The following is a 15,465-nucleotide window of genomic DNA, read 5'->3' on the forward strand; positions in this document are numbered from 1 at the left end:
AATAGACAGCGCTGAACGAATACTTGACACAACTGAACATTTTACGGTTTGCTGCCCCAAACCCTTGCGGAGCCAGCGCCATGTCGACCGACCCCCTTCTCCAGCCCTACCGCCTGAAGCACCTGACGCTGAAAAACCGGCTGATGATTTCCAGCCATGAACCCGCCTACCCCGAAGACGGGATGCCGAAGGACCGCTACCGCGCCTACCATGTCGAGCGCGCCCGCGCGGGCGTGGGGCTGACCATGACGGCGGGGTCGGCCAGCGTGGCGCGCGACAGCCCGCCCGTGTTCAACAACATTCTGGCGTGGAAGGACGAGGTCGTCGGCTGGATGCGAAAGCTCGCCGATGAATGCCATGACCACGGCTGCGCGGTGATGATTCAACTCACCCATCTGGGCCGCCGCACGCGCTGGGACAAGGCGGATTGGTTGCCTGTGGTGTCGCCCGGACACGAACGCGAACCGTCGCACAAGGCGTTCCCGAAAAAGGCCGAGGATTGGGACATCGCCCGCATTATCGAGGATTACGCCGATGCCGCCGAGCGGATGCAGGCGGCGGGGCTGGACGGGATCGAATTGCAGGCCTATGGCCACCTGATGGACCAGTTCTGGTCGCCTTTGACCAACGATCTGGACGGCCCTTATGGCGGCAGCCTCGACAATCGCCAGCGGTTCACATTTGACACGCTGCGCGCCATCCGCGACCGCTGCGGGCCGGATTTCATCGTCGGCGTGCGCTACACGGGCGACGAAGACCTGCCCGGTGGCCTGACCCGCGACGACGGGTTGGAAATCTCGCGCCGGCTGAAAGACAGCGGCATGGTCGATTTCCTGAACGTGGTCAAAGGCCATATCGACACCGATGCGGGCCTGACCGATGTGATCCCGGTGCAGGGAATGCGCAGCGCGCCGCATCTGGATTTCGCGGGCGACATTCGCGCGGCCACGCAATTCCCCACCTTTCATGCCGCGAAAATTCAGGATGTGGCGACCGCGCGCCACGCCATTGCCAGCGGCAAGCTGGACATGGTCGGCATGACCCGCGCGCATATGGCCGACCCGCATATCGTGGCGAAAATCCAGCGCGGCGAGGAAGACCGCATCCGCCCCTGCGTGGGCGCGAATTACTGTCTGGACCGCATCTATCAGGGCGGCATGGCGCTATGCCTGCACAACCCCGCCACAGGCCGCGAATTGGAGCAGCCGCATGTGGTGCCGAAAGCCGACTTGCCTCGCCGGGTGGTGGTCGTGGGCGCTGGTCCCGCCGGGCTGGAAGCCGCGCGCGTGGCGGCAGAGCGCGGGCATGACGTGACGGTGTTCGAGGCTGCGAATGATCCCGGCGGCCAAGTGCGCCTGACCGCGCAAACGCCGCGCCGGGCAGAGATGATGCAGCTTGTCCAATGGCGGCAGATGGAATGCGAACGCCTTGGCGTGCGCTTCCGGTTCAACAGTTATGCCGATGCCGACATGGTGCAGGCCGAAAGCCCCGATGTCGTTGTCATCGCCACGGGCGGATTGCCGCATACCGATGTGCTGGCTGCCGGGAATGAGCTGGTCGTTTCTGCTTGGGACATTCTGGCGGGCGACGTGGCCCCCGGCGAGAATGTGCTCATCTATGACGATGCGGGCGACTACCCGGCGCTGCAAGCGGCGGAAAAGATCGCCGCGACCGGTGCCAAGGTCGAAGTCATGACCCGCGACCGCACCATTGTGCCAGAGGTGATGGCCATGTCGCTCACACCGTCCATGCGCATTTTGCAAGGGCTGGACGTGACCTTCACCGTCGCGTGGAAGCTGGAGGCCGTCGCCCGCGATGGCAACCACCTGCTGGCCCGGATCGGTAGCGATTACGGCGGTGTTGCGCGCGAGCGGCGGGTCGATCAGGTCGTCGTCAACCACGGCACGCGGCCCTTGGATGACCTGTATTTCGACCTGCGGCCCCTGTCGGTGAACCAAGGAGAGGTCGATTACGAAGCCCTCGTCGCAGGCACCCCGCAACAGGTTCAAAGGAACCCAGATGGCGCGTTCCAATTGTTCCGCATTGGCGATGCGGTCTCGGCCCGCAACACCCATGCCGCGATCTATGACGCGCTACGCCTGTGCAAGGCGATCTGACATGCCGCGCCCCGCGCAAGAAATGCCGCAATCAGGCGCGCCAGAGGGCCGGATTCGGCGTCATTTCGCGGCAACTGCAAAGACCCCCTTCCACCCGCTATGAAGGCCGCCCAGATGCTCAGCAATTCTGACCTGCTTTACCTGCTCATGTCCCGCAAGCCGTGGCATTCCTTGCCGCAAGCCTTCTACACCGACCCCGATGTTTACGAAGCCGACCTGCGCAACATCTGGCAACGCGACTGGATTTTCGCGGCCCCATCGGCGGAACTGCCCAAGGGCGGCAGCTATATCACGCTGGAATTGGGCAATGCGTCTGTCATCATCGTGCGGGGTATGGACGGGGTGGTGCGCGCGTTCCACAATTCGTGCCGTCACCGGGGCAGCCGGATTTGCTCTGCCCATAAAGGCACCGCGCCGAAGCTGGTCTGCCCCTATCACCAATGGACCTATGATCTGGATGGCAAGCTGCTTTGGGCACGCGAGATGGGCGATGATTTCGACCCTTCCGCGCATGGTCTTGGGCTGGTTCATTGCCGCGATATTTCGGGCATGATCTTTATCTGCCTCGCCGAACACGCGCCCGACACGCGCGATCTGGAAGCGCAGGCCGCGCGCTACATGGGGCCGCATGATCTGGCCAATCTAAAGGTCGCGCATCAATCCAGCATTATCGAGGAAGCCAACTGGAAGCTGGTGCTGGAAAACAACCGCGAATGCTATCATTGCTCCGGCTCTCACCCATCGCTATGCGTGACCTTCCCGGATGACCCGAACCTTGTGGGCGCCGATGACAGCACCACCAGCAATGCGGGCCGCGCCCATGTCGACCGGTGCGAGGCGGCGGGCCTGCCCGCGAAATACCTGATCGATGCGTCCGAGCGCTGGCGCTTCGTGCGCATCCCGTTCCTTGGCAAGGCCGTCAGCTACACGCTGGACGGCAAGGCGGCTGTGTCCAAGCGCATTGGCCGCGTGCCCTTTGATGATGCCGGGTCATGCCTGTTCTTCCACTACCCGAATACATGGAACCATTTCCTGTCCGACCAGGTTCTGACCTTTCGCGTGTTGCCGGTCGGGCCAATGCAAACGCAGGTCACGACCACATGGCTGGTGCACAAGGATGCCGAGGAAGGGCGCGATTATGACCTGAAGCGCCTGACCGAGGTCTGGATTGCCACCAATGACGAGGATCGCCGCATCGTCGAGGAAAACCAGCGCGGGATCAATTCGCCTGCCTACAAGCCCGGCCCCTATAGCCGCGCGCAGGAAGGTGGCGTGAATCAGTTCGTCGATTGGTATTGCCGCACGCTGCACAGCGCGCTGATGGGCCCGTCCCGTATCGCGGCGGAGTGACGCCCATGATCCCCATGCCGACCAAGGACAGCCCTGTCTGGTCCGACAGTGAAATGCTGGAATGCGTGGCGATCCTGCCAGAAGCGCCGGGGGTCAAGACCTTCGCCTTTCGTCCGCCCTCGGGGGCGATGTTCGTCTACCGCGCGGGACAATTCCTGACGCTGGACCTGCCGGTGCCGGGCGGCAATGTGCAGCGGACCTTCACGATCTCGTCCTCGCCCGTGACGGCGGCCTATGTGACCATCACCGCCAAGGTTCAGCCGGGGTCGGTGGGCACGGCCTGGATGCATGAGCATCTGCAAGTGGGGATGCGCCTGCGCGCTTACGGGCCTGCGGGGCTATTCCACCTGCCGCCGCAGCCCGATGGGAAATACCTGTTCATCTCGGCAGGCTCGGGTGTGACGCCGATGATGTCTATGGCGACCACGCTGTTCGAGCGCGGCGAAGACCCCGATATCTGCTTCATTCAATGCGCGCGGCGGCCCAGCGATCTGATCTTTCGACGGCGGCTGGAATACATGGCCTCGCGCGTGTCGGGGCTGGCCTTGCATTTCGTCGTCAGCCGCCCCGAACCCTACGAGGTCTGGACCGGTTATCGCGGGCAGTTCAACCAGTTGATGCTGGGGCTGATGTGCAACGACTACCTGGACCGCGACGTGTTTTGCTGCGGGCCGGAAGGGTTCATGGACGCGGTTCGCGAGATCCTGATCTCGCTGGGCTATGACATGTCGCGCTACCATCAGGAATCCTTCCACGCGCCCGCCGAAACCGTGGCCGAGATCACCGAATTCGACGACCCGGTGCCCGATGACAGCGCGCCCGCGCAGATCGTGTTCGCCCGCTCTGGCGTGACGGCAGACTGCACCGAGGGCGACACGATCATGGAAATCGCTCGCGCCAGTGGTCTGGCGGTGGCGTCGGGCTGCAATTTCGGCCTGTGCGGCACCTGCAAAACCCGCAAATTGTCGGGCGAGGTGCATATGGTCCATAACGGCGGCATTACCGAGGACGATATAGAGGCAGGCTACATCCTGCCCTGCTGCTCGAAACCGATTGGACGGGTTGAGGTTGAGGCATGACATGTTTCACGTGAAACGCAAGCTATTGTTTTAAATATGAAAAATCTGTTTCCTTGGCGTCCGGTGCGTTTGGCTGCGCCCAAACCACTGCGCGGTCAGATTGTCTTGGATCACCCGAATCAGCATATCCCAAGGGATTACGGGACGGCTACACGCGCACAGGGCGGTCAGGCTTGACGGCCCTGTGCGCGTGCCGTGCTGCTGTCTTTTAGGAAATGCGCGTGTCGATGCTGTTGAGCCAGTCGAACACGTCCTGTTCCAGCGCACTCACTTGTTTGCCCTGCGTTTCAAGGTCTGCAACTTCCTTCTGGAGCACGCCTTGCAAGTATTCATAGCGCGCTTGCAGCTCTCCGCTGCTCAGGTTGTGACCGTCGTTCAGCCCCTGCTTGAAATCCAACTTTTGTCTGGCTTGTTCGATCTTGCTGCCGATCGCTTCCAGCTTTGCGTGAAGTTCATCTGTCGTTGGCATGGGAACGCCTTTCCTTTGATTTCACCCGGAAAGACTACAGCCATTCCCTGAGCGGGGCCATAGCCGAAGGGTGGCGCGGTCAGTCAGAAAAGGGTGAGGACGAATGCTGTCCGCCGATCTTCTGCATCGACAGCCGTCACCCTCTGCGCAAGTCACCGCTCGTTCAAATGGTCGTGGATCACCTGCGCCAGCGCGTCAGAGATGCCCGGCACCGCGCGCAGATCGGCCAGCCCGGCCCGCGTGACGGCCTTGGCAGAGCCGAAATGCGCCAGAAGCGCCTTTTTGCGACCCGCGCCCACGCCGGGAATGTCATCGAGCGGTGATGCCGTCAGCGCCTTGGCGCGTTTCGCGCGGTGGGTGCCGATGGCGAAGCGGTGCGCCTCGTCGCGCAGGCGCTGGACGAAATACAACACCGGGTCATTGTGGCGCAAAGCGAAGGGGCGTTGGCCCGCGCGGTGGAATTCTTCCTTGCCCGCGTCGCGGTCCACGCCCTTGGCCACGCCCACCATGGGAATATCGGCCACGCCCAGCTCTTCCAATATGCCCGCCACCGCCGACACCTGCCCCGCCCCGCCGTCGATCAGCAAAAGGTCGGGCCATGCGTCCGACTGGCGGTCGGGGTCTTCTTTTTGCAGGCGGGTGAAGCGGCGGGTCAGCACTTCTTTCATCATGCCGAAATCGTCGCCGGGGGTGATACTCGTGTCCTTGATGTCGAACTTGCGATACTGGCTTTTGATAAAGCCCTCTGGCCCCGCCACGATCAGAGCGCCGACCGCGTGGCTGCCCTGGATATGGCTGTTGTCATAGACCTCGACCCGGTTCGGCGCGGCGTCCAGCCCGAAGGCATCGGCCAGCCCTTGCAAAAGCTTGGCTTGCGCCGTGCTATGCGCCATGCGGCGGGCAAGGCTTTCGCGGGCATTGCGCAGGGCGCCTGCGACCAGATCTGCCTTTTCGCCCCGTTGCGGCACAAGGATTTCCACCTTTCGGCCCGCGCGTTGGGCCAGAAGGTCGGCCATCAGGTCGGGTTCCTCCAGCCCGTGCGACAGCAAGATCTGCCGGGGCGGTTCCTTGCCGTCGTAGAACTGCGCCATGAAGGCTTCGAGGATTTCCGGCTCTGCCGCCCCTGCGCCGGTCGCCGGGTAGAAATCGCGATTGCCCCAGTTCTGGTTGGCGCGGATGAAGAAGACCTGCACGCAGGCCTGCCCCTTTTCCAGGTGCAACGCGATCACGTCCGCCTCTGGCACGCCTTGGGGGTTGATGCCCTGTTGTTGCTGCACATTGGTCAGCGCGCGGATGCGGTCGCGGAGTGCTGCGGCGCGCTCGAACTCCATCGCGTCAGAGGCGACCTGCATCTCTGCCGCGAGTTCCTTTTGCAGGTTCGTGTCCTTGCCCGACAGGAAGCGTTCGGCGTCAAGCATGAGCGCGCCGTAATCTTCTTCCGAGATATAGCCCACGCACGGGGCCGAGCACCGCTTGATCTGGTATTGCAGGCAAGGCCGAGTGCGGCTGTTGAAAACGGAATCGGTGCAGTTGCGCAAAAGGAACACGCGCTGCAACTGGTTGAGCGTGCGGTTCACCGCGCCCGCGCTGGCAAAGGGGCCGAAATACTTACCCTTGGTCGACCGCCGCCCGCGATGTTTGCGCAATTGCGGATAGGGGTGATCGCGGGGCAGCAGGATATAGGGAAAGCTTTTGTCGTCGCGCAGCAGCACGTTGTAGCGCGGCTTGAGCTGCTTGATGAGGTTCTGCTCCAGCAGCAGCGCCTCTGTTTCGGTCTTGGTGGTCAGGAACATCATCGAGCGCGTTTCGTCGATCATGCGCGCGATGCGGGCGGTGTGGCCCGAGGGGCGCGCATAGTTCGACACCCGCGCCCGCAGGTTCCGCGCCTTGCCGACGTACAGCACTTCCGAGCGCTCGTTCAGCATACGGTAGACGCCGGGAGAATTGTCCAGCACCTTCAGGTAGGACTGGATGCAGGCATGGCCGGAAAGGGGTGTGTCCTGATCTGTGTCGGGCATTTCAAGCTGTATTGGGGTTGGCTGCGTGTCGGGGCGATTCTATGCCGCGCTGCACCGAAATCAAAGGCTGTTCAACCGGAAACCTGTCCACGGAATCTGTGGATAACTTGGTGGATAGTCTTTGGAAGGCGGCGATTTTTCCTTGAGTCACAGGCGATTTCTTGCCGTGCCCAAAAAATAGGCACATAAATAAGCCTTTGAAAAGACGTGAAATATTTTTGGCACTGTTACAAGTCCTTGATAAACCATCGGTTTTGGTCGCAGTTTTGTGACGGTTTCGTGAGCGGTGCACAACTTGCGCGCTAAATGTCAGTTCTGGTTGTCATACCGGCGTGACATCGGGGGTTTGCCATGTCAGGTGCTGGCCCCCGTCGATGCACAAAAGCTGGCCCGTGACGGCCTTGGCGTCGATGAAATAACCCAGCGCCGCGGTGATGTCGTCAAGGTTCGCGCCGCGCCCCAGAACGGTCGCGCGGCGGCTGGCGTCATAGACCTCTGCGCTCTGGTCATGGGCCTGTAGCGTCGGGCCCGGCCCGATGGCGTTGACGCGGACTTGGCCGCCCAGCTCTTGGGCCGCCATGCGGGTAAAGGCCCACAGCCCCATCTTGGCAATGGAATAGGTCATGTGCTGCGGCGTCAGCTTGCGCACCTTCTGGTCGATCATGTTCACAACCAGCCCTTGCGCCAAGGGTTCGCCCTGCGCATCGCGCGCGGGCGGCGGCACTTGCGCGGCGAAGGCCTGCGTCAGCACGAAGGGCGCGCGCAGGTTGCTCATCATGTGCCGGTCCCAGTTTTCGCGGGTGGCGGTGGCAAGGCTGTCCTGTTCGAAGATCGACGCGTTGTTGACCAGCACGCTGATCGGCCCGCCCAAAGCCTGTGCCGCGTCTGGAATGATTGGCGCCAGCGCGGCCTCGTCCAACAGATCGGCCTGCACGCAGGTGGCGCGGCGGCCCATGGTGCGGATTTCATCGGCCAAGGCTTCTGCCTCTGCGCCGGAGTTGGCGTAGTGGATGGCCACGTCATAGCCGCGACCTGCCAGATACAGGCACATGGCGCGGCCCAATCGGCGCGCGCCACCGGTGACTAGGGCGTTGGGCATTGTCAGGCTCCGGTTTGGACAAGAACCCACAGATAGCCCGCATAGGCCAGAAGCAAGACCACGCCCCAGACCCGCGTGATGGGGGCCGCGCGCCAGATGAAGGGGGCCAGCACCAGCGATGCACCCAGCATGACCCACAGGTCCAGGCGGAACATCTCTGGCGGGAAGGTCATGGTGCCGAACAGCCCCGCCGTGCCGATGATGAACAGCAGGTTGAACAGGTTTGACCCAACAATGTTGCCCAGCGCGACTCCGCCCTCGCGCCGGATGGCGGCCATCACGGTGGCGGCCAGTTCCGGCAGCGACGTGCCCACGGCAACCAGCGTCAGCCCGATCAGCGCGTCCGAGACGCCCAGGTCACGCGCGATCGCCGTGGCCCCGGTGACAAGGAAATTCGCCCCCAGCGGCAGGCCGATACAGCCCAGCACAAGGAAAATCGCGATCTTGGGCCAGCCGATGCCGGGGTCCGCGCCTTCCAGCTCGTCCGGTTCGACCCGCGCTTTCAACCCGCGGCGAATGCTGTCAACCATGAAGAGCGTGAACGCCCCCAGCAGCACCAGCGCCTGCCATGTGCCGATCTGCCCGGTGAAGGCCACGGCGATGAACAGGACCGATGCGCCGATCATGATGGCATAGTCGCGCGCAATATCGCGCCCCACCGCCATGGCAGAGATCAGCGCGGGCGCGCCCAGCACCAGCAGGATATTGGCAATGTTCGACCCCACAACATTGCCCAGCGCCAGCCCGCCCGCATCGGCCATGGCCGCGCGCACCGACACCAGCAATTCCGGGGCCGATGTGCCAAAGGCCACGACCGTCATCCCCACCAGCAGCGCCGGAATGCCCAGCCGCAGCGACAGGTTCACCGCGCCTTTCACCAGCAGATCGCCCGCAAGCAACAGGGCGACAAGGCCGCCCACGACCATCCCGAGATCAAGCAACATAGGTTATTGGTCCTTGCAGGTGCAATCGTCCTGCCCCAGCAGGAAACGACCACAGGTTTTGCATTTGCGGGGTTTGGGCAGCTTGGCACTGCGCAGCCGGTCCAGCGGCGTGCGGCGGTTGGGGTTCAGCCATTTCTGAACCGCCCCCATCACGATCATGAACAACAGAAACCCGACAACGACTTTCAGCAACATGGGCTTACAACCCGAACCGTGCGTAAAGCGCGCGTTCTTCCGACAGCGCCAGCGCGTCTTGCATCAGCGACAGGCCGAAGCGCGACAGGAAGGGGCGGCGCGGTCCATAGGCGCGGAATTGCACCTTGTCGCCGTAGCGGTCCTTCATGGTGGGCACCAGATGGCCGATGCCATCGGCCAGCCCCAGCTCGACCGCCTGCGCGCCCAGCCAGAATTCGCCGGTGAACAGGTCTTGCTCGGCCAGCTTCGCGCCGCGCCGGTCTTTGACCTGTGCGATGAAGTTCTGATGTATCTGGTCCAGCAACGTCTTTAGCCGCGCCACGTCCTCGGGCTTTTCGGCGCGGAACGGGTCTAGCTGCGACTTGGATTGCCCGGCGGTGTAGACCCGGCGTTCGACCCCGTAGCGCGCGATCAGGTCTTGCAGGCCGAAGCCCGCCGAGATGACACCGATGGACCCAAGAATGGAATTGCTGTCGGCATAGATTTCATCGGCGGCGGTGGCCAGCCAATAGCCGCCAGAGGCCGCCACATCCTCGACAAAGGCGAAGACGGGAATGTCCTTTTCCGCCGCCAGCCGCCGGATGCGCGCGGCGATCAGCGCGCTTTGCGTGGGGCTGCCACCGGGCGAGTTGATGACCAGCGCCACCGCCTTGGGCTTGCCGCGCTTGAAGGCAGTTTCAATGACGGGGGCAAGGGCCACGTCATTCAGCCGGCCCGCGCCGGGGCCGCTGGCGATCATGCCTTGCAGACGGATCACGGCCACGCTGGGGGCCGTGTTCAGGAAGGGGATGAAACGTTTCATGCCTTGGCAGATAGGGGGGTCATGCAGGGCCAGCAAGAGGGTGCGCCAGATTATCCGCTTGCGTGGCGAAATAGGCTCTGCCCATATGGCAGGGCGAGGAGACTGCCCTATGCTCGACCGTCTGGAAATGTTCATGGCGCTGGCCGCAGAGCGCCATTTCGGCCGCGCGGCAGAGAAATGCGGCATCTCGCAGCCCTCGCTCTCTGCCGGGATCAAGCAGCTAGAGGGCGAATTGGGCGTGCAGTTGGTCTGGCGCGGCTCGCGTTTTGAAGGGCTAACGCCAGAGGGCGCGCGCGTGCTGGACTGGGCGCGCCGCATCGTGGGTGATGCGCGCAGCCTGCGGCAGGAAATGCGCGCGGCGCGGCATGGGCTGTCGGGCAATCTGCGCTTGGGCGTGGTGCCGACGGCGCTGCCCATGGTGGCCGATTTGACCGGCCCCTTCATCGCCCGCCATCCCGGGGTGCAGATCGAGATCCTGTCGCGCAGCTCGGTCGAGATCTTGCAACAGATCGACGATCTGCAACTGGATGCCGGGATCAGCTATCTGGACAACGAACCCTTGGGCCGCGTGGTGACAGAGCCGCTTTACACGGAACGCTACCTGCTTTTGACCGCCAAGACGCGGCCCTGCGCGGCCAAGTCGGAACTGGATTGGGCCGATCTGGCCGGTCTGCCCTTGGCGCTTCTGACAGAGGACATGCAGAACCGCCGCATCATCAACCATGAACTGCAACAAGCCGGCGTGCCGATTGCGCCGCGCATCGAATCGAATTCCATGATCGCGCTGGTCGCGCATGTGCTGACCGGCGAATGGGTCAGCGTGGTCAATGCCGATACCGCCGCGCTGTTTGCCGCGCGGCCCGAATTGGCGGCGGTTCCCCTGCGCGGGGGGCTGGGCGCGAAACATGTGGGCCTGATCGCGCCTTGGCGAGAGCCGCACACGCCCGTTCTGGCCGCCCTTCTGGCACAAGCGCGGCGCTTGTCGAAAGCGCGCGAGGGTGTGGCATGAAGGTGTTGCTGACAGGGGCCACGGGCACGATCGGGCGCGCGGTGCTGGCGCGTTTGCAGGCCTGCGGGCATGACGTGACCTGCCTTGTGCGCCCCGGCAGCGCTTTGCCCGAAGATATGTCGCGGCTGGACGCGGATCTTGCGCGCGGCCCGCTCGCCCCGGACGCCTTGGCGGGCATAGAGGCGGTTGTGTCCTGCATGGCCTCGCGCTCTGGTGCGCCTGCCGATGCGTGGGCCGTGGACCACGCCGCCAATCTGGCGCTGTTGCGCGCGGCGCAAGCGGCGGGGGTGGGGCAGTTCGTTCTGCTGTCGGCGATCTGCGTGCAAAAGCCGTTGTTGGAATTCCAGCGCGCGAAACTCGCGTTCGAGGCGGAGTTGCAAGCCTCTGGCCTGCGCCATGCCATCGTGCGCCCGACCGCGTTTTTCAAATCGCTCTCGGGGCAAGTGGCGCGGGTGCGCGCGGGCAAGCCGTTCCTGCTGTTCGGCGATGGGCGGCTGACCGCGTGCAAGCCGATCTCTGACCGTGATCTGGCCGACTACATTGTGGGTTGCCTGACCGATCCCGACCGGACGGGCATTCTGCCCATCGGTGGGCCGGGTCCGGCGATCACCCCGCGCGAACAGGGCGTGATGTTGTTCCAGATGACCGGCCAGCCGCCCAAGTTCCGCAGCCTGCCCGTGGGGGTGATGGACGCGATCATCGGCGCGTTGTCAGCCGCCGGTCGCCTTGTGCCATCCCTGCGCGCCAAGGCCGAGTTTGCGCGCATCGGGCGCTATTACGCGACCGAATCCATGCTGGTCTGGGACGGCACCCGATATGACGCAGACGCCACGCCCGAATATGGCACCGACACGCTGCACGACCATTACGCGGCCCTGTTGCGGGGCGAGGCGACGAGCGATCTGGGCGCACATGCGGTGTTCAAGGGCTAGTTCAGGTCCGCCGGGCACTCTTCGTACAGCCCGATGATGTGCAGCGCGTTAGAGCACATGATCCCACCCCATTGATAGCCGCGCAGCCCTTCGGAATACTCGATCTCGAACCATTCATAGCCGTCGAACATGACGCCGCTGCGCGCGAGGATCGCCACCGGCTCGCCATATGGTAGGCTGTCGGTGCGGGCAAAGTCTGTGCCCGGCCCGGCCCGCACATTCCCCCCGAGCGAGAAATTCCCCATGGCCGACACGACCGTGTTGTGGCTATCCGCTGTCGCTTGGCACATGACCGGGGCCTGACCATCGAAGGACAGTTCGACATCCGACCCTTTGCCGCGCACCAAGAAATGGCCGATGGGCAGGGCAATGTCATAGCCAAAGCCGGACCCGACAGGGGTTGGGGCCATCTCCAGCGCTTCGCTGTCCAGCATCAGGGTCGCGTTCTGTCCGGGCGTATGCGGGATGACCACCTGGATAGTGGGGCGATCAAGGCTGCCTTCGTCGCACATATAGACGGTGCCGGGGGGCACATCGCCTTGTGCAAGCGCAGGGGCAACGCAAGTGCAGGCAAGGGCTAGCGACAGGGGAATAAGGCGGATCATGGCGTGGTGCTCCGGTTGGGATGGGGCAGCCTAGACGCATGCCCCCGGTTCACAAAGCCTTAGCTTGCATAGCGCGTGGCCCCGCGCCGCCGGGCATCGACCGGCTTGGACAGCACCACGGCGTTATGCGCGCGCTGATCGCACCCCACGCGCGGGCATGTCCGGCAGTTGATGCCGATGGGCACGGGCCGCGTCTGGCTGGCGCGCAGGCTTTCGGCATAGCCGATCTGGCCCGCGTGATCGACATCGCAGCCCATGGCGACGGCCAGGCGCACATCGGTTGCAGGGCGTGACAGGCTGGGGCGGTCCACGGTGCGGGCAAAAACGAAGAACTGGCTGCGATCGGGCATTTCCACGAATTGCGGCACGATCTGCCCCGGCGTGCGGAACGAGGTATGCACATCCAGCCTTGGGCACGCGCCGCCATATTCGGCCAGATGGAAATCGGTCGCGTTGAAGCGCTTGGTCACGTTTCCGGCCTTGTCGATGCGCACGAAGAAGAATGGCACCCCCTGCGCGCCCGCGCGCTGCAAGGTGGTGGCGCGGTGGCACGCCTGCTCAAAACTGACGCCAAAGCGCGTGGCCAGATGCGCGAAATCGTATTTCGACCCCAGCGCTTCGGTCAGAAAGGCGCTATAGGGCATCAGCACGGCGGCGGCGAAGTAATTGGTCAGTTCCACCCGGCAGCGCGCCAGCCCATGCGGGTCGGTGATGCGCGATTGCGACAGAAGCTTGTCCAGCAGGTCGGCATGTTCGATCAGCCCGGCCACATGAACAAGCTGGAAGACGCGGTTGGGATAGTCTAGCGCCTCTGACAGGCGTACCTCGCGCGTAACCTCGTCGTAATCGCGCAGGGTGTCGGGCATCTCTGCAATCGTGACCAGCCGGACATGCAGGCCCAACCGGTCGCGCAGCAGCGCCTTCAGGGCGCTATAGGTGTCATCGGGCGCGACCTGTTTGCCGCCCCAGAAGGTGGCAGCAGCCGATTCGAGCACCGCGAAGTGATTCTGGTTGCGCCGGAAAAAGTTGTGGACGGCGGCTTCGGGCGAACTTGGCAGCACGTCGCCCGCATTCGTGCCGCTGGTCGCTAGCGCCATGAGTTGATCTGTCGCAGCCTGATAGGCGCGGTGCAGCGTCAGGAAAGACGCCACAAGGTCGGGACTGTGGATTTGCGCCGCGCGCAGTTGCGGCAAATCGGGGCGGTCGGCGTCGAACAGGTTGTCATGCAGCGCGGCGCGCAGGTCGGTCAGGGTGGCGGTGTCGTCATCTTCGGCAATGTCGCGCCATTCCACGCCATAGGTTTCGAATATCTTCAGCAATACCGGAACGGAAACCGATCTTTCGTTCTTTTCCAACAGGTTGACATAAGAGGTCGAAATTCCCAGCGCCCGCGCCATCTGGGCCTGCGTCTGTCCATGGTCCTGTCGCAACCGGCGCAAACGGGGGCCGATGAAGGTTTTTAGCATACCTTTGTATCCTGTAAAATTCACATATTTACAAAATTTATATCATGTAAATCTTCGCATTTACAGCAGGACGCGGAAAGAATTCACGATCCTGATTTTGTGCCGCATGGTTGTGTCATCGCGTTTGGGAGGACGCCTGCCATGACCATCGGACAACGCCACCTGTTTTGCCCTGGCCCCACGCCCATTCCCGAAATGGTGCGCCGCGCCATGAATGTGCCCGCCGAAGACCACCGCGCCCCCGGCTTTGGTGATCTGGGCCGCGATATCGCCCAAGGCCTGCGCCAGATCATGCGCATGGAGGGCGGGCAGATGTTCCTCTTCCCCGGTTCCGGCACCGCCGCGTGGGAAGCCGCGATCACCAATACGCTCTCGCCCGGCGACCGGGTTCTGATGGCACGTCACGGCCATTTCTCGGAACTTTGGGCGCAGATGGCGGTTCGCCTTGGGCTGGATGTCGAGTTGATCGACGTCGCTTGGGGCGCGGGCATTCCGGTCAAGGAAATCGAGCGCCGCCTGGGTGCCGACAAGGATGACCGCATCAAGGCCGTCTTTGTCACGCATAACGAAACCGCGACCGGCGTCACCTCTGACGTGGCTGCCGTGCGCCGCGCGCTGGACATGAATTTCCATGACGCGCTTCTGTTCGTGGATGGCGTGTCGTCCATCGGCTCTATCGAGTTTCGGATGGCCGACTGGGGCGTGGACCTTGCTGTCACCGGCAGCCAGAAAGGGCTGATGTGCCCGGCTGGCGTGGGTATCTTGGGCGTCAGCGACAAGGCTATGGAAGCTGCGAAACACGCCACCATGCGCCGCGCCTATTTCGAATTTGCCGACATGGTCCGCCTGCAAGCGGATGGGCACTTCCCCTATACGCCCCCCATTCCGCTGCTGCATGGAATGCGCGCGGCGGTCGATCTGCTGCTGGCCGAGGGCATGGATAACGTCATCGCACGTCATGCCCGCATGGCTGGCGGTGTGCGTGCCGCCGTTCAGGCCTGGGGGCTGGAGATGGTCGCCGAGCATGAAACGCTTTTCTCTGACACCGTGACCGCCATTCGCACGCCCATGCATATCGACGCGCGCGAGGTCATTTCCATCGCCCATGACGAACTCGGCGCCTCTTTCGGCGGTGGCTTGGGCCGTTTGGCGGGCCGGGTGTTCCGCATCGGGCATCTGGGCTGGGTGAATGAGGGCACCTTGGCCGGGGCGCTGTCGATGGCCGAAATGGCCATGTGGCGCGCGGGTATGGATATCGAACTGGGCGCGGGTCTTGCGAGCGCTCAACGCTATTGGTCCGACGGCAAGCGTCGCGACCGTCCGCGGGTCGTGGAAAGCACCCCGATCGCGGCTCAATAACATAACTCTGAAAGGGACATA

General features: G+C 63.4%; 14 protein-coding genes. 6 read left to right on the forward strand and 8 right to left on the reverse strand.

Annotation, left to right across the window (positions count from 1 at the left end; all coding sequences use genetic code 11):
• Positions 1 to 80 precede the first annotated feature (80 nt).
• From J1C52_RS12955 to J1C52_RS12965, 3 genes are all read left to right on the forward strand, one after another.
• Positions 81 to 2,117 carry an NADH:flavin oxidoreductase gene (locus tag J1C52_RS12955; protein WP_227428370.1) on the forward strand — a complete coding sequence of 679 codons (2,037 nt, stop codon included), beginning with the start codon at positions 81 to 83 and terminating at the stop codon, positions 2,115 to 2,117.
• A gap of 114 nt (positions 2,118 to 2,231) precedes the next feature.
• The gene (locus J1C52_RS12960; RefSeq protein WP_227428371.1) at positions 2,232 to 3,467 is read left to right on the forward strand and encodes an aromatic ring-hydroxylating oxygenase subunit alpha; all 1,236 of its coding nucleotides are present in this window, start codon (positions 2,232 to 2,234) and stop codon (positions 3,465 to 3,467) included.
• Between the two features lie 5 nt (positions 3,468 to 3,472).
• Complete coding sequence (locus J1C52_RS12965) at positions 3,473 to 4,546, forward strand: hybrid-cluster NAD(P)-dependent oxidoreductase (protein ID WP_304621952.1); 1,074 nt, start codon at positions 3,473 to 3,475, stop codon at positions 4,544 to 4,546.
• A gap of 208 nt (positions 4,547 to 4,754) precedes the next feature.
• On the opposite strand, the gene J1C52_RS12970 is transcribed toward J1C52_RS12965, so the two are convergent.
• From J1C52_RS12970 to J1C52_RS12995, 6 genes are all read right to left on the reverse strand, one after another.
• Complete coding sequence (locus J1C52_RS12970) at positions 4,755 to 5,015, reverse strand: 3-ketoacyl-ACP reductase (RefSeq protein ID WP_227428372.1); 261 nt, start codon at positions 5,013 to 5,015, stop codon at positions 4,755 to 4,757.
• Between the two features lie 152 nt (positions 5,016 to 5,167).
• Positions 5,168 to 7,033 carry an excinuclease ABC subunit UvrC gene (gene uvrC / locus J1C52_RS12975; RefSeq protein ID WP_227428373.1) on the reverse strand — a complete coding sequence of 622 codons (1,866 nt, stop codon included), beginning with the start codon at positions 7,031 to 7,033 and terminating at the stop codon, positions 5,168 to 5,170.
• Between the two features lie 322 nt (positions 7,034 to 7,355).
• On the reverse strand, positions 7,356 to 8,132 hold the full coding sequence (locus tag J1C52_RS12980) for an SDR family oxidoreductase (RefSeq protein ID WP_227428374.1): 777 nt from the start codon (positions 8,130 to 8,132) through the stop codon (positions 7,356 to 7,358).
• Positions 8,133 to 8,134: 2 nt separating this feature from the next.
• The gene (locus J1C52_RS12985) at positions 8,135 to 9,076 is read right to left on the reverse strand and encodes a calcium/sodium antiporter (protein ID WP_227428375.1); all 942 of its coding nucleotides are present in this window, start codon (positions 9,074 to 9,076) and stop codon (positions 8,135 to 8,137) included.
• A gap of 3 nt (positions 9,077 to 9,079) precedes the next feature.
• Positions 9,080 to 9,271: a hypothetical protein gene (locus tag J1C52_RS12990; protein ID WP_227428376.1), complete on the reverse strand. Its 192-nt coding sequence runs from the start codon at positions 9,269 to 9,271 to the stop codon at positions 9,080 to 9,082.
• A 4-nt stretch (positions 9,272 to 9,275) separates the two neighbouring features.
• The gene (locus J1C52_RS12995; RefSeq protein WP_227428377.1) at positions 9,276 to 10,073 is read right to left on the reverse strand and encodes a S49 family peptidase; all 798 of its coding nucleotides are present in this window, start codon (positions 10,071 to 10,073) and stop codon (positions 9,276 to 9,278) included.
• 109 nt (positions 10,074 to 10,182) lie between these two features.
• Between J1C52_RS12995 and J1C52_RS13000 the strand changes: the two genes are divergently transcribed.
• Both J1C52_RS13000 and J1C52_RS13005 read left to right on the forward strand, forming a co-directional pair.
• Entirely contained in the window at positions 10,183 to 11,082 is a 900-nt protein-coding gene (locus J1C52_RS13000; protein ID WP_227428378.1) for a LysR family transcriptional regulator, read from the forward strand.
• Positions 11,079 to 12,014, forward strand: coding sequence for an NAD(P)H-binding protein (locus J1C52_RS13005; protein WP_227428379.1), 936 nt, complete (start codon positions 11,079 to 11,081; stop codon positions 12,012 to 12,014). Before J1C52_RS13000 ends, J1C52_RS13005 begins: the two co-directional genes overlap by 4 nt.
• Here the strand turns inward: J1C52_RS13005 and J1C52_RS13010 are convergent.
• Together J1C52_RS13010 and J1C52_RS13015 are read right to left on the reverse strand one after the other, a co-directional pair.
• Positions 12,011 to 12,619 (reverse strand): SH3 domain-containing protein, encoded by a 609-nt coding sequence (locus J1C52_RS13010; RefSeq protein ID WP_227428380.1) that lies wholly within the window; start codon positions 12,617 to 12,619, stop codon positions 12,011 to 12,013. The genes J1C52_RS13005 and J1C52_RS13010 overlap by 4 nt on opposite strands.
• 59 nt (positions 12,620 to 12,678) lie before the next feature.
• Complete coding sequence (locus J1C52_RS13015; protein WP_227428381.1) at positions 12,679 to 14,085, reverse strand: helix-turn-helix domain-containing protein; 1,407 nt, start codon at positions 14,083 to 14,085, stop codon at positions 12,679 to 12,681.
• Between the two features lie 141 nt (positions 14,086 to 14,226).
• On the opposite strand from J1C52_RS13015, the gene J1C52_RS13020 reads away from it, so the two are divergent.
• Positions 14,227 to 15,444, forward strand: coding sequence for a pyridoxal-phosphate-dependent aminotransferase family protein (locus J1C52_RS13020; RefSeq protein ID WP_227428382.1), 1,218 nt, complete (start codon positions 14,227 to 14,229; stop codon positions 15,442 to 15,444).
• Positions 15,445 to 15,465 lie beyond the last annotated feature (21 nt).

Source organism: Roseibaca sp. Y0-43, assembly GCF_020667835.1.
In the GTDB taxonomy this organism is placed as follows: domain Bacteria; phylum Pseudomonadota; class Alphaproteobacteria; order Rhodobacterales; family Rhodobacteraceae; genus Roseinatronobacter.

What these genes read in the sequence shown, in the direction of transcription:
- uvrC (WP_227428373.1), bottom strand. Translation starts at nt 7,033, where the DNA reads ATGCCCGACACAGATCAGGACACACCCCTTTCCGGCCATGCCTGCATC.
- J1C52_RS13010 (WP_227428380.1), bottom strand. Translation starts at nt 12,619, where the DNA reads ATGATCCGCCTTATTCCCCTGTCGCTAGCCCTTGCCTGCACTTGCGTT.
- J1C52_RS12960 (WP_227428371.1), top strand. Translation starts at nt 2,232, where the DNA reads ATGCTCAGCAATTCTGACCTGCTTTACCTGCTCATGTCCCGCAAGCCG.
- J1C52_RS13000 (WP_227428378.1), top strand. Translation starts at nt 10,183, where the DNA reads ATGCTCGACCGTCTGGAAATGTTCATGGCGCTGGCCGCAGAGCGCCAT.
- J1C52_RS12990 (WP_227428376.1), bottom strand. Translation starts at nt 9,271, where the DNA reads ATGTTGCTGAAAGTCGTTGTCGGGTTTCTGTTGTTCATGATCGTGATG.
- J1C52_RS12970 (WP_227428372.1), bottom strand. Translation starts at nt 5,015, where the DNA reads ATGCCAACGACAGATGAACTTCACGCAAAGCTGGAAGCGATCGGCAGC.
- J1C52_RS13005 (WP_227428379.1), top strand. Translation starts at nt 11,079, where the DNA reads ATGAAGGTGTTGCTGACAGGGGCCACGGGCACGATCGGGCGCGCGGTG.
- J1C52_RS12995 (WP_227428377.1), bottom strand. Translation starts at nt 10,073, where the DNA reads ATGAAACGTTTCATCCCCTTCCTGAACACGGCCCCCAGCGTGGCCGTG.
- J1C52_RS12965 (WP_304621952.1), top strand. Translation starts at nt 3,473, where the DNA reads ATGATCCCCATGCCGACCAAGGACAGCCCTGTCTGGTCCGACAGTGAA.
- J1C52_RS13020 (WP_227428382.1), top strand. Translation starts at nt 14,227, where the DNA reads ATGACCATCGGACAACGCCACCTGTTTTGCCCTGGCCCCACGCCCATT.
- J1C52_RS12985 (WP_227428375.1), bottom strand. Translation starts at nt 9,076, where the DNA reads ATGTTGCTTGATCTCGGGATGGTCGTGGGCGGCCTTGTCGCCCTGTTG.
- J1C52_RS13015 (WP_227428381.1), bottom strand. Translation starts at nt 14,085, where the DNA reads ATGCTAAAAACCTTCATCGGCCCCCGTTTGCGCCGGTTGCGACAGGAC.
- J1C52_RS12955 (WP_227428370.1), top strand. Translation starts at nt 81, where the DNA reads ATGTCGACCGACCCCCTTCTCCAGCCCTACCGCCTGAAGCACCTGACG.
- J1C52_RS12980 (WP_227428374.1), bottom strand. Translation starts at nt 8,132, where the DNA reads ATGCCCAACGCCCTAGTCACCGGTGGCGCGCGCCGATTGGGCCGCGCC.